The 13,135-nt window shown below is 62.6% G+C and carries 14 protein-coding genes; 5 read left to right on the top strand and 9 right to left on the bottom strand.

Annotated elements, in window-relative coordinates; genetic code table 11:
* The first annotated feature begins 13 nt into the window (after positions 1 to 13).
* The 3 genes from P9272_RS23115 (at position 14) to P9272_RS23105 (ending at position 1,941) form a co-directional block, all read left to right on the top strand.
* Positions 14 to 652: an FMN-dependent NADH-azoreductase gene (locus P9272_RS23115; protein WP_278162311.1), complete on the top strand. Its 639-nt coding sequence runs from the start codon at positions 14 to 16 to the stop codon at positions 650 to 652.
* Between the two features lie 15 nt (positions 653 to 667).
* Entirely contained in the window at positions 668 to 865 is a 198-nt protein-coding gene (locus P9272_RS23110; RefSeq protein ID WP_278162310.1) for a hypothetical protein, read from the top strand.
* 143 nt (positions 866 to 1,008) lie between these two features.
* The gene (locus P9272_RS23105; RefSeq protein ID WP_278162309.1) at positions 1,009 to 1,941 is read left to right on the top strand and encodes a 3-keto-5-aminohexanoate cleavage protein; all 933 of its coding nucleotides are present in this window, start codon (positions 1,009 to 1,011) and stop codon (positions 1,939 to 1,941) included.
* Between the two features lie 134 nt (positions 1,942 to 2,075).
* On the opposite strand, the gene P9272_RS23100 is transcribed toward P9272_RS23105, so the two are convergent.
* The 9 genes from P9272_RS23100 to P9272_RS23060 all read right to left on the bottom strand — a co-directional run bounded on the left by P9272_RS23100 (position 2,076) and on the right by P9272_RS23060 (position 10,726).
* A complete protein-coding gene (locus P9272_RS23100; RefSeq protein ID WP_278162308.1) occupies positions 2,076 to 2,369 on the bottom strand; it encodes an HlyU family transcriptional regulator in 294 nt (97 codons plus the stop codon).
* 48 nt (positions 2,370 to 2,417) lie between these two features.
* Positions 2,418 to 3,059: a TetR/AcrR family transcriptional regulator gene (locus P9272_RS23095; protein WP_278162307.1), complete on the bottom strand. Its 642-nt coding sequence runs from the start codon at positions 3,057 to 3,059 to the stop codon at positions 2,418 to 2,420.
* A gap of 415 nt (positions 3,060 to 3,474) precedes the next feature.
* Complete coding sequence (locus P9272_RS23090) at positions 3,475 to 4,149, bottom strand: PadR family transcriptional regulator (RefSeq protein ID WP_128258299.1); 675 nt, start codon at positions 4,147 to 4,149, stop codon at positions 3,475 to 3,477.
* 134 nt (positions 4,150 to 4,283) lie between these two features.
* On the bottom strand, positions 4,284 to 4,664 hold the full coding sequence (locus P9272_RS23085; protein WP_278162306.1) for a DCC1-like thiol-disulfide oxidoreductase family protein: 381 nt from the start codon (positions 4,662 to 4,664) through the stop codon (positions 4,284 to 4,286).
* A gap of 63 nt (positions 4,665 to 4,727) precedes the next feature.
* Positions 4,728 to 5,021: a GYD domain-containing protein gene (locus tag P9272_RS23080; RefSeq protein WP_128258300.1), complete on the bottom strand. Its 294-nt coding sequence runs from the start codon at positions 5,019 to 5,021 to the stop codon at positions 4,728 to 4,730.
* 160 nt (positions 5,022 to 5,181) lie between these two features.
* Positions 5,182 to 5,793: a hypothetical protein gene (locus tag P9272_RS23075; protein ID WP_278162305.1), complete on the bottom strand. Its 612-nt coding sequence runs from the start codon at positions 5,791 to 5,793 to the stop codon at positions 5,182 to 5,184.
* A gap of 23 nt (positions 5,794 to 5,816) precedes the next feature.
* The gene (gene rpoD / locus P9272_RS23070; protein WP_128258302.1) at positions 5,817 to 7,844 is read right to left on the bottom strand and encodes an RNA polymerase sigma factor RpoD; all 2,028 of its coding nucleotides are present in this window, start codon (positions 7,842 to 7,844) and stop codon (positions 5,817 to 5,819) included.
* 431 nt (positions 7,845 to 8,275) lie between these two features.
* A complete protein-coding gene (dnaG, locus tag P9272_RS23065; protein ID WP_278162304.1) occupies positions 8,276 to 10,222 on the bottom strand; it encodes a DNA primase in 1,947 nt (648 codons plus the stop codon).
* Between the two features lie 141 nt (positions 10,223 to 10,363).
* A complete protein-coding gene (locus P9272_RS23060) occupies positions 10,364 to 10,726 on the bottom strand; it encodes an RcnB family protein (protein WP_278162303.1) in 363 nt (120 codons plus the stop codon).
* Positions 10,727 to 11,085: 359 nt separating this feature from the next.
* Between P9272_RS23060 and P9272_RS23055 the strand changes: the two genes are divergently transcribed.
* Both P9272_RS23055 and P9272_RS23050 read left to right on the top strand, forming a co-directional pair.
* A complete protein-coding gene (locus P9272_RS23055) occupies positions 11,086 to 12,750 on the top strand; it encodes a Na/Pi cotransporter family protein (RefSeq protein WP_128258305.1) in 1,665 nt (554 codons plus the stop codon).
* Positions 12,751 to 12,844: 94 nt separating this feature from the next.
* Positions 12,845 to 13,063, top strand: a complete 219-nt coding sequence (locus tag P9272_RS23050; protein WP_128258306.1) for a DUF2061 domain-containing protein — start codon at positions 12,845 to 12,847, stop codon at positions 13,061 to 13,063.
* Positions 13,064 to 13,135 lie beyond the last annotated feature (72 nt).

The raw sequence follows: 13,135 nt of genomic DNA, 5'->3' as shown, positions 1-13,135 counted from the left end.
AGGGGAGACCGCCATGTCTATTCTTCTCGTTACCTCCAGCCCGCGCGGCGCCGCTTCGCACTCGACCCGCGTCGCCACCGACCTTGCCCAGAAGCTCGTTGCCGCCGACCCGTCGAACAGCCTCGTCGTGCGCGATCTCGTCGCCAAGCCGCTGCCGCATATCGACCCTGATTACGCCACCGGCATCTACACGCCGGCCGAAGCACGCACGCCGCGGCAGGCCGAGGTGGTCGGCGTTTCCGACGCTGTGCTCGACGAGCTTTTTGCCGCCGACACCGTGATCCTCGCCACCGGCTTCATCAACTTCAACATCTCCTCGACGTTGAAGTCCTGGGTCGACCACGTCGCCCGCTCCGGCAAGACCTTTGCTTACGGCGAAGGCGGTCCGAAGGGCCTCGTCAAGGGCAAGAAGGTTTATATCGTGCTCGCTTCCGGTGGCATCTATTCGCAAGGCGCCGCGGTGCAGATGGACCATGCGGTTCCTTATCTGCGCAGCGTGCTCGGCTTCCTCGGCATGACTGACATCGAAGTCATCCGCGTCGAAGGCGTCGGCATGGGCGCTGACGCCGTCACGGCCGCGCTTGCCAAGGCCACTGCCAAGGTCGACGCGATCGCCGCCGCCACGGCCGGCCAGATCGCCATCGCGGCCTGATTGCCGATGGTAGGAATGGAAGAGGCAGGCGCCCGTCAGCGCCTGCCTTTTTTCGCATCGCGCTCCCGGCCGGCGCTGGTGGTCGTGGCGATCAGAACGCGGTTCCCGATCTGGAACGACTTTTTCTTCCCGCTGGTGCTGATCATCTTCGATGATTTGAAGACACTGCCGCAAGGGCTGACCGTGTTCGTCGGCGAATTCACCACCGACTAGGGGGTGCTGTTCTCTGGGCTGACACTGGCGCAGCTGCCGATTACCTTGCTTTACATCGTGTTGTCGAAACAGTTCATCTCCGGCATCACGATAAGAGCGGTGAAATAGGCGCAGTCGAAATAACGAGAGATCGAGGATCATAAGTGGCGAACCTGAACAAGATCATCATCACCTGCGCCGTAACCGGCTCGATCCACACGCCATCGATGTCGCCGCATCTGCCGGTGACGGCGCAGGAGATCGCCACCGCCGCGATAGACGCCGCCGAGGCGGGCGCAGCGATCGTCCATCTCCATGCCCGCAATCCGGTCGATGGACGTCCCGACCAGTCGACCGAGGCCTTCGCCCCTTTCCTGCAGATCATCAAGCAGCGCTCCAACTGTGTCGTGAACATCACCACCGGGGGTGCGGCGACGATGAGCGTGGAGGAACGCGTCAGGCCGGCGAAGGTGTTCGCTCCGGAAGTCGCGTCGCTCAACATGGGCTCGATGAACTTCGCCCTGTTCCCGATGCTGGAGCGGTTCAAGACCTTTGAGCATGAGTGGGAGCGCCCCTATCTCGAATCCTCGCGCGACCGCATCTTCCGCAACACCTTTGGCGACATCGAGCACATATTGCGCACCTGCGCCGACAACGGCACGCGCTTCGAGATCGAGTGCTACGACATCGGCCATCTCTACACGCTGGCGCATTTCGTCGAGCGCGGCCTGGTCAAGGCGCCGTTCTTCGTCCAGAGCGTGTTCGGCATCCTGGGCGGCATCGGCACGCATCCGGAAGACGTCGCGCACATGAAGCGCACGGCCGACCGCCTGTTCGGCAACGACTATCACTGGTCGGTGCTGGGCGCTGGCCGGCATCAGCTGCCAATCGCCACGCAGGCGATCGCGCTGGGCGGCAACGTGCGGGTCGGCCTTGAGGATTCGCTGTGGATCGGCAAGGGCAAGCTCGCCCGCTCCAGCGCCGAACAGGTGACCAAGGTCCGCCAGATCATCGAAGGCCTCGGCGCCTCGATCGCTACACCCGACGAGGCGCGCCAGATCCTGCAACTCAAGGGCGGCGACAAGGTCGCTTTCTGATCGAGGAGAAGTTGGCCAGCGCTGCCTAGAGCAATTCCAGGACAAGTGTGAGCGGTTTTCCGCCCCGAATTGCGTAAAAACAAAGGGAAAGAGCGTTTCGCCGTGAAACGGTAAAACGCTCTAAGCTACGGCAGCTAGCCGAACATTCGCTCGCCCTGCTCGTCGACCAGCTGGATGCCCTTCTTGATCGAGATGTCGACGGCGTCGTCCAGCCCGGCGAAGCGATCGGCGCGGATGAAGCGGTGCTCTTTCATCACGCCGTCCACTTCCTTGGAGACGACCCCGCAGGTTTGGTATTGGCCTTCGGCCTTGTAGGGCGTCGCGCTGACTAGGAATCCCTTGTGCTCGACCTGCTTGGCGGGCTTGGCAGGGCCGGTCTCCGTTGCCTCACTGCTGCCGCCGCCGAAGAGCTTCTTCAGAAAAGACATTTTCAAAACTCCATTTTACGCGGGCGCCGAGGATCCACAGCGTCCTGTTTATTCAGGCTTTGTCTCAGCATGCGCGAATGCGCCGCCGTGTTCCAGTCCCTTGACGAAAACGCCGATCAGAAGCTCGATCTGATGCCAGATCTCATCGGCCTGCCGGCTGTTGGAATTCGCCACATAGCCGCTGGTCACGATGCCATGCACGCTTGACCACAAGGTCCGCGCCGCAAGCGCGCGGCGGTCGTCGTCGAGGCCGAAATCGCCTGCCTTGAGCACGCCGGCGACAATGTCGAACAGCGCGTCGAGCAGCGCGTCATAGGCATCGGGTCCCAGCCGCGTCGCACGGCGGCGGTTGAAGGCAAGCACCGCCGGCCAACTGCCGGGATGCGCCTCGACGAACCTCACATAGGCCGCGGCCATGGCCAGGATGCGGTGCTGGACATCCGTCACCCCTTGCCTTTCCAGATCGGCCATGGCCGCCAAGCCCGTCGCGCCGAGCCGGTCGAGCAGCCGAATGTTGACGGCGCGATGCACCTCGTCGAGATCGGCAAACAGGTTGTAGACCGATCCGACCGAAATGCCGGCCTGCTCGGCGATGGTGCGCGCTTTCAGGTTCTCGGCCCCGCCCTCGTTGAGCAGCGCCTCGGCGATGGCGAGCACCTTCTCGCTCATTTCTTCCTTGTCCAGCGCCATGCTCTGTCCTGTGCTTGTCTTCCGAATCCGGCCAGCCGGTCCCGATGCATTCCATTTGGCTGAATTTACCATTTCCGGCACTCTATGAACAGCGTTCAAAATTGATCTGAGCCATGTGTATTTGCGTCATACGAGGTCAGTGACCATCGTTCACACGCCCTAGAGCGCCCAGCGCTGGCCCAATCAAGACGCAGCTGGACGGCGTCCTTGTGCTCACCGGCTGCTCGGTGCACATGGTCAAGTACCGCGCCGAAGACAGGATCGCGGCCAAGCACCGCCATGATCGAGAAGGCGCGCAATGAAAGGCCAATGAGCGAGTATGTCGGCAAGGATGGGCCGATTCCGGCCGATCAGCGACAAGAAAAAAGCCCGGACCGCTCCGGGCTTTTCGTTGAATTGACGGGCTCAGGCCGCCTTAGCGCCGCGCCAGTGCCTCGATCGCCTCGGCGGCGTCTTCGAGGATGCTGATCGCCTCGGCCTGCTTGTCTTCCGGCGCCTCGGCGATGTCGCCGAGCGCGGCACGCAGACGATGTCGCAGCGCGCGGAACTGGTCGCGCTTTTCCGAACGGCCGCGGCGCCCCTCATCCTTGTCGTCGCCCCAGCCGAACCATTCGCGCGCCGCGGCCATCTTGCGGCCGAAGCGCTCGAGATGGTCGAGCACGCTGTCGATCATCTCGCGGTTCTCCTCGAGATGCGCCCTGCCGGCCTCGGTGATCGAAAACACCTTCTTGTTGCCCTCGCTCGAGGATACCGCGTAGCCCGCCTCCTCCAGGAAGGTCAGCGTCGGATACACTATGCCCGGGCTCGGGCTGTAGACGCCGCTGGTGCGCTCTTCCAGGGCCTTGATGATGTCGTAGCCATGGCGCGGCGCATCGGCCAGCAGCGACAGGGTGATCAGCTTGAGATCGCCGTCGGCGAGCATGCGCCCGGCGCGGAACATGTCGCCCGGGCCGCCGCGGCCGCCGCCCCTGCCGCCAAACGGACCGAAGCCGCCGCTCCCTCTGCCACCGAATTTGCTCCCAAACTTGCCGGCCATTTGCATGAACATGCGCTCGCCGAAATGGTGCTCGGAATGATCGTGTCTGTGCATGAATTGCTCCTTGAGTTATATCTTACGATACATCTTAAGTAAGACGCAGCTCTCATCGAGTCAAGATATATCTTACGATGTATCTCAAGATGCGCCAAGGCCTCAGGCATGCTGTCATTGGGAGCTGGAGATTCCTACCAGCGGCCCTTGCTTCGGTTCCAGGCGTAGAGAAGGTCCGCGAATCGGTCATAGGCGATGCGCGTCAAAGGCAGCGCGATCACGTTGCCGAACAAGCTCGCCAGCCACCCCTCGCCCGGCGTCAGCCGCCAGACCGCAATCGCCACGTCGGCGCCGACCAGCAACCGGCCTTCGCTGTCGGTCGCGTGCAAGCGCCGCCGGATATCCTCGAGCGAGGCGCCGAAGACCGAGAGCGCTTCAGGTTCGCAATTGATGTCGCGGAATGCAACGCGGCCGGCCTTGACCGCTTCGACCAGCCGCCGCTTCTGGCGGCGGATGCCCGCGTCGCACACCGGACAGCGCGTGTTGTACCAGACGGTCAGCAGCGGCTTGGGCATGGCGCGACTATCGGGAATGCGGCGCGGCTTCGCAACAGCCGTGCCGATCCCGGCTTGAGCCGCCTACCCGAGCGAACTGATGATCTCGCGATAGGCGAATTCCGGGAACGCCTTCATCGTCCGCGTCCTGACGCTCCCGCCAGACGACAGCATCAGCGCGAAGCGGGCGAGCACCGCATCGTCCGGCGCCTCGACGATGGCGACCATGTCGCATTCGCCCATGGTCAGATAGAATGCCTTGAAAGATCCGCCCATTTCCCCCAGCAGCTTCTTGGCGGCATCGAGCCGCTTCGGCGAGTCCCGCACATTCCTGGCGCCCAACTCGGTCCAGTTGATAAGCACGATATAGGTTGTCATGGCACACCTCACACCGGGAGCCACGGAGCGGGCGCCGGCTGTCACAGCCAGCGCCGGGGCGGGCATCCGGCTTGTCGCCCACAAATGCATCCGACACCCGAATTATCCTCCTGTCGGGCAAACCCGGCAAGGCGGCATCGCGGTGACCGGAAACGCAGCGTCAGCGAAGCCAACCCTCGCCAAGCATAACCGGCCCGTTAGGTGCGACGTCAATTCTCGCCGCAAAAAGCCCATTTACCGTGCCGCGTCCGGTCAACAAGACCTTCATGCCCGGATAAAGCGTCCTACGAACAGCTTCCGGGACGTCGCATAAAGTGCCAGTCATCATCGGCATGTCCGCGAGACTGACCATATGCGGGCAACGCATTGATGAACCAGTTATATCTCTGATGGAAAATTCGAGTTGCGTGTCTCCGCCCGCCACTGCCGCCAGCCACAGCGGGTATGCGGTGAGAACAATTGCTCGAGCAAAAACCCCGAAAATGAGAGGCACGACAAGAACACCGAAGCCGGAAACAAGGAAGGTCTTGGTGGATAAGCTCGGGCTCTGGAAGTCCTTCGCAAACTTCCGGCAGCAAAAAAACAACATCAGGCAGCCAACCGGTATAGCTACCGATTTCGCGATCAAATCGTGGCTGCTGACATAGGCTTGCGACGGCACAAAGGGGTGGCCGAAAATCAAGGCCCCAAGCAAAACCCACAGGTGGATTGCAAAGCCGAACAGACAGAAAAGAAAGACCCGTGGGAGAAGATGGCGAGGAGATTTGGCCACCGTCTCTCCCACGAGTGCTTAACTCAGCTGTCCAGGAAGCTTCTCAGCTTGCGCGACCGGCTCGGGTGCTTGAGCTTGCGCAGCGCCTTGGCTTCGATCTGGCGGATGCGCTCGCGCGTCACCGAGAACTGCTGGCCGACTTCCTCCAGCGTGTGGTCGGTGTTCATGCCGATGCCGAAACGCATGCGCAGGACGCGCTCCTCGCGCGGCGTCAGAGAGGCAAGCACCCGCGTCGTGGTCTCGCGCAGATTGGCCTGGATCGCCGCGTCGATCGGCAGGATCGCCATCTTGTCCTCGATGAAGTCGCCCAGATGCGAATCCTCCTCGTCGCCGACAGGCGTTTCGAGCGAGATCGGCTCCTTGGCGATCTTCAGAACCTTGCGCACCTTTTCCAGCGGCATGGCGAGTTTCTCCGCCAGTTCCTCCGGCGTCGGCTCGCGCCCGATCTCGTGCAGCATCTGGCGCGAGGTGCGCACGATCTTGTTGATCGTCTCGATCATATGCACCGGAATGCGGATGGTGCGCGCCTGGTCGGCGATCGAGCGGGTGATGGCCTGCCGTATCCACCAAGTGGCGTAGGTCGAGAACTTGTAGCCGCGGCGGTATTCGAATTTGTCGACCGCCTTCATCAGGCCGATATTGCCTTCCTGGATGAGATCCAGGAACTGCAGGCCGCGGTTGGTGTATTTCTTGGCAATGGAGATGACGAGACGCAGGTTCGCCTCGACCATTTCCTTCTTGGCGATTGCGGCCTCGCGCTCGCCCTTCTGCACCTGGTTAACGATCTTGCGGAATTCCAGGATCGAGATCGCGGTTTCGGTGGCGAGGTTCTGGATCTCGGCGCGCAGCTCCTTGATCGTGTCCTTCTCGTTCTTGGTGAATTCCTTCCAGCCGCGCGAGGTCAAATTGGCGATCGAGCGGGTCCAGTTCGGATCGAGCTCTGAGCCCTGATACTCCCTGAGGAATTCCTCGCGGCGCACGCCATAGCTCTCGGCGAGGCGCAGAAGCTTGCCCTCGTTCTGCACCAGGCGCTTGTTGATATCGTAGAGCTGCTCGACCAGCGCCTCGATGCGCGCGGCGTTGAGCGACAGCGACTTCACCGCCTTGATCAGCTGGTCCTTGAGCTCCTTGAGCCTCCGGTCCTGGCTGGGCGAGAGCGTGCCGGCGGCGGCGAGACGATTCTCGACCTGCTGGTCCTGCAGCTTGCGCAGCTTCTTGTAGGTGTCGGCGATTACGTCGAGCGTCTCCATCACCTGCGGGCGCAGTTCCGCTTCCATCGCGGCCAGCGACAGGCTCGCCTCGTCCTCGTCGTCTTCCTCTTCCTCCAGCCCGCGCGTGTCGCCGCCGACATTGGTGATGTCGTCTTCTTCTTCGCGCGCCGCCGCGCGGCCGCGCGGCTTCTCATCGGGCTTGGGCGCTTCCTCGATGCGTTCCACCACCGGCGCCTGCTTGGCCTCGGGGCCGGCATAGGTCGCCTCCAGATCGATGATCTCGCGCAGCAGGATCTTCGATTCGTTGAGCTCGTCGCGCCAGATGATGATGGCCTGGAAGGTCAGCGGGCTTTCGCACAGGCCCGCTATCATGGTCTCGCGGCCGGCCTCGATACGTTTGGCAATGGCGATTTCGCCCTCGCGCGATAGAAGCTCGACCGAGCCCATCTCGCGCAGGTACATACGCACCGGATCGTCGGTGCGATCGGTCGGCTCTTTCTTGGTGGTCGTGGCCGCAACGGCGGTGCCGGTCTGCTCGGCCAGCTCGTTGGCGTCTTCCTCGCTGTCGCCGGCGGGCTCGGCCTCGGCCTCTTCGCCCTGCTCGTCATCCTCGACGACATTGATGCCCATGTCACTGAGCATCGCATTGATGTCTTCGATGCGGTCTGGATCCGTCTCTTCCGAGGGCAGCACCGCGTTCAGTTCGTCGAGCGTGACATAGCCGCGTTTCTTCGCGGCCTTGATCATCTTCTTGACAGCATCGTCGGAAAGGTCGAGCAGAGGGCCATCGGTGGCGCCTTCGCGTTCGGTCTCGACCTCTTCCTTTTCCTTTGTCGCCATTCTTTGTCGTCTCCAAGCGGCCCAATATCGAGGCCGCGTAAACTGTCGGACCGGTTACGCCGGATGTTGTGCTCGTACCGGAATGCTTTTTACCGGCCCGGCAACCGCGTCATCTCTTTTGTTTTGCGCATCTCGTTTGCCCCAAATCGGTTTCCACTTTTGGGCGACATGCATTAAGTCCAGATTAACCCTGATATCTGGAGCAGGCATTTTGCCTGTCCAGCCGTCACCGGCACCTCACATCGCTCAAATTTCCCGCCGACGCCGGGGCACGGTTAACGTTTCGAATCGTCCTGATTCCGCCAATCTGCCAGAAGGTCAAGCGCCTCTGGCATGATTCGCATGAAAAAAGCGAATCAATTACCCGACTTAGAGGCGTCGATTCGACGCGTTGCGCATTTCCGTTTCACTTCCAATGGGTGGTGTCGGCCCTAAACGCGGCCAACCCTGCCCGACGAAACGCCGAACCCTTCGATCAGCGCTTCCGTTGCCTGCACATCGTTGAATTGCGCTTGAATCTCGACGAGATGCCGGAAATTTTCGTCCGAAGGGTCTGCATCGAGCGCCGCCTGCGCCTGTTTCAGTTCTCTATGTAAGGTGCGGGCGCTGCGCTGCAAGTGCATCGCCTGGTTGAAGGCGTCGCGGGCGTCGTCGAGCGCGGCAGTCTCGAGCGCCGGCCATTGCCGCGCCCGCTTGATCAGTTCCACCGCCCGCTCCCAGATGCCGCCGCAGCCGGCGCGCTCGATGGTAGCGATGACCGCGCCGCGCTCGTCGGCCGCGTCATGCGCCATCGAGTCGAGAATGGCAGCGTGGAGCTTGCGCAAATCGGAATTGGCAAGATCGAGGAATTCGACATGCTCGAAATTCTCGTCGATCAGCGCCGGATGGTTGACGAGCGCCACGATGATCGTCGCCTCGCGAACCGACATACCGTCGCCGCCGCGCTTGACCAGCGCCGACTGGCCAAGGCTTTCGGTGATGGCGATGCGGCCGCTTCCACCCTTGGCGAACTGTCCGCCGGGCGCCGCTGCCTTGCCATGGCCGCGCTCTCCTGGCCGGCCGCCATCCTGCCGGTTCTGCCTGGTGTCGCGTTGGGCGCCGAAGAAGCTCCGCACCCGTTCGCGCAACACCTGTTGATATTCGTAGCGCACGCTCTCGTCGCGGATACGGCTGGCGAGTTCATTCAGCCTCTTCCCCAGCTCGGCCCGCCGCTCCGGCGTTTCGAAGACGCCGCCTGCGGTCTCCCGCATCCACAGAAGGTCTACAAGCGGTCGCGCCTCCGTCAGCACCGCCCGGAACGCATCCGGCCCATCGGCCTTGACGAGGTCGTCCGGGTCCTTGCCTTCAGGGAGCAGCGCAAACCGTGCCGAGCGTCCTGCCTGCACCGAAGGCAGGGCCAGATCCGCGGCACGCCAAGCCGCTTTCAATCCGGCCTTATCGCCGTCGAAGCAAAGCACCGGCTCGGGCGCCATGCGCCACAACAGTTCAAGCTGGTTCTCGGTGAGCGCGGTGCCGAGCGGCGCCACGGCATTCTCGAAGCCGGCCTGCGCCAGCGCGATCACGTCCATATAGCCTTCGACCGCTATAACCGTGCCGCCTTTGGCCAGCGCCTTGCGGGCGCGAGCGAAATTGTAGAGCACATTGCCCTTATGGAAGAGTTCCGTCTCCGGCGAATTCATGTATTTGGCCAAGGCATCTGGGGCCAGTGCCCGACCGCCGAAGGCGATGATCTTGCCGCGCGAATCCGGGATCGGAAACATGATGCGATCGCGAAACCAGTCATAGGAGACCGGAATGTCGTCGCCGTGCCGCACCAGGCCGCAAGCCTCGATATCGGCCTTCGGCACGCCCTTGGCGGCGAGATGCTCTTTCAAGGCATTGCGGCTGTCGGGCGCGTAGCCCAGCCGGAATGATTGCTGCGTTGCCGACGTCAATCCGCGCTCCCTGAGATACGCACGGGCTTTGGCACCGTCGGCGCTCTGCAGCCGCTCCTGGAAGAAGGCGGTTGCCATTTCCATGACGTCGGTCAGGCTGGCGCGCTCCTTCTCGCGCCGTTCCTCCCGTTCATCGCGCACCGGCATCGGCACGCCGGCCATTTCGGCGATTTTCTCGACCGCCTCGGGGAAACTCATGCCGTCGAGCTCGGTGAGGAACTTGAAATGGTCGCCCGACACCGAGCAGCCGAAGCAGTGATAGCGGCCCTTCTTGTCCTCGCAATGGAAGGACGGGCTTTTCTCGCCGTGGAACGGGCAGCAGGCCCAATAGTCGCCGCGCGACGCGTTGGTCTTCTTCCTGTCCCACGCGACACGCGTGCCGATCACCGATGAAATCGGCACGCGGTCGCGTATCTCGTCGAGGAAGGCGGGCGGAAAGCGCATCTAAGAAAGCTCGTTTGCCCTCCATATAATCAAGCCGCCCGGGCACGGCGACTCTGTCCGGCGCATCGTACCCGCTTTTCACAGACGAAAAGAAGGCGGCCGGGGCGGCCGCCTCCTTTCCCCATTACCGATTGTCGCGGATCACTGTGCGGCGATCGCGCCGAAGACGATGCCGGACAGGATGCTGACCAGCACATAATCGTTGCCGACGCGGATCCACTCCTGGCCCGGGCCGGGGCGGCGCAGGCCGTAGCGGTTCCAGTCGCGGACCGGCCGATGGCGCTTCCAGTTCGAATATTTCTGGCCGGTGCGCCAATGGCTGCGCTTCACGACCTTCCTCTTGACGATGACGCGCTTGTCGACATGCCGGTCGGGCTTTTGCCAGTCGACCTGCGTGTAGTTCGAGTGCGGCGCGCTCGGCTGGGCGAGCGGCGCGGCCTGGCCGGAGAAGGCCGAGGCGGTCAGCATCGAGGCCGTGACGGCGCAAAGTATGAGACGCTTCATGGTCGGTACTCCTGGTTGTCGATAGACGCAGGGGTAGCCGCCACCGGATGAACCGAACCTGAACGCTATAATTAAAATTCCGTAATGATTTCCGAGGCTTGCGTAGACGACTTCAACGTCGGCTCGGATTGCCCTGGCCGCGCGATCGGGCGTCGAGCAGTATGGAGCGAAGCGCCCCCGCCAGGCGGTGCAACCAATGTCTTCTCCATTCATTTCCGACATGCGCCGTCGAGTCGAGACGATCATCGCATCAGAAAAATCTATTACTCGGCTAATCTTAATTGGTGTATTTCGACGCGTTGAATGGCTAAGAATCGTAACCCTCTCCGCATCGCCGGAGCCACCCCGCGAGGTTGGCTGTGAGCGGCTCCGTCGTTCTCCTGCACCTTGCCGGCGCGGTGGCGCTGATGCTGTTCGCCACCCGCATGGTGAAGACAGGCGTCGAGCGCGCCTATGGTGACGTGCTGCGCCACCGGCTGCGCGCCACCATGCGCAATCCGGTCATGGCGGTGCTCACAGGCTGTGGCCTGGCAGTCGCGCTGCAGAGCTCGACAGCGGTGACGCTGCTGGTAGGCTCCTTCGCCGGCGCCGGCATCGTTTCGGGTGCCGCCGGCCAATTGGCTGTGCGCGGCGCCGAGATCGGCTCGGCGCTGGTGGCCAAGCTGCTTACGTTCGACCTCACGCTTCTGGTGCCGCTCTGCCTGATCGCGGGCACGGTCATGTTCATGGCCACCGAGCGGCGGGATTGGAGGCAGACGGGCCGCATCCTGATCGGCGTCGGCCTGCTGATCCTGTCGTTGGAGATGATCGGCCAGGCGTCGGAGCCGCTGCGCAACAGCCAGCTGATGCCGCTGATCATCAACTATTTCTCGAGCGATTCCATCACCACCTATCTGCTGGCCGCGCTGATCACCTGGCTGTTCCAGTCGAGCATCGCCGCGGTGCTTTTGATGGCGACGCTGGCGGGCCGAGGGCTGATCACGCCGGAGCTGGGCGTCGTGCTGGTGCTCGGCGTCAACCTTGGCTCGTCGCTGATTGCGCCGATGCTGACGAGGTCGGCGCCGCCCGAGGTGCGCATCGTTCCGGTCGGCAACCTTTTGATGCGTGGACTCGGCTCGCTGATCATGCTGGTCCTGATCATGACCTTCAAGCCGGATGTCTCCTTCCTCGGCAGAAGCGCGCCCGATCAGATCGTCAACGCCCACATCCTGTTCAACGTGCTTATCCTGCTGGCCGGACTGCCGCTGGCCGGCCTCGTCTACCGCGCTTCCGAAAAGATCGTGGCGCTGGGCACCACGCCGCAGCCGGCCGTCGCGCTCGAGGTCGTGGAGCTGTCTGCGCTGAACGAGAGCGCCCTCGACACGCCGAGCCAGGCTTTAGCCAACGCGACGCGCGAGGTGGTGAGGGTATGCGAGATCGTCGAGATCATGCTGAAGCGCATCATCGAGCTTTACGAGGATGCCGATCCCGCCAAGATCAAGGCGCTTGCGGCGCTCGACGATCGCGTCGACAGGAAGCATGCCGCGATCAAGCTCTACCTCGCCAAGATCACCAGGAATCCACTCACCGAGGACGAGGCGTTGCGGTGCCAGGAGCTGATCGGCGCCTGCGTCAAGCTGGAGCAGGTCGGCGACATCATCGTGCGCAACATGCTGGTGCATGTCAGGAAGAAGCTGGAACGCGGCCTGGAGTTCACGCCGGAAGGCTGGCAGGAGCTTTGCGCCTTCCACTCCTCCGTGCTTGCCAATGCGCGCCTTGCCTTCAACGTTCTGGTCTCCCGCGACCCGGAAACCGCCAGGCAATTGGTTCTGGAAAAGGACCTTCTGCGCGAGCGCGAGAAGGAAACCAGCGCCAGCCATTTCCTTCGCCTGCGCGAAGGCACCGCCAAGAGCGTCGAGACGAGCTCGATCCACCTCGACACCATCCGCGACCTGAAGCAGATCAACTCGCTGCTTGCTTCCATTGCCTATCCGGTGCTCGAGGAGCGCGGCCTGCTTGGCGGCTCGCGGTTGAAGGCCGGTTGAGGCTATCCAAGTCAGCCGAAAAATTTGTCTTTGCTCATCCTCGCCCCTGTCGGCTAAGGATCGCCAGAGGACCTGTTGGGAGGACGATCGGCCGATGGACACGCATTCGCGCAGCTTCGCCAAGGCGCTTTCATGGCGCGCCACCGGCACGATCGACACCATGATCATATCGCTGGTGGTCACGGGAAGCATCAAGCTCGCGGCCACCATCGGGCTCACCGAAGTCGTTACCAAGTCGGTGCTTTACTATCTGCATGAACGGGCCTGGCTGAGGATCCCCTACGGGCGCAAAAAGCCTGCATATTCGGAGTGACAGGCCGGTTCTGATCGGTCCGGTCAAGAAAAGCTAAAGCGCCATCGTCAATTTCTGCATTGCCCCGTCCGC

The organism is Mesorhizobium sp. WSM4976 (assembly GCF_029625685.1).
In the GTDB taxonomy this organism is placed as follows: domain Bacteria; phylum Pseudomonadota; class Alphaproteobacteria; order Rhizobiales; family Rhizobiaceae; genus Mesorhizobium.
Note: the sequence above shows the minus strand (reverse complement) of the source record. Positions and strands in the feature narration are given on the sequence as shown.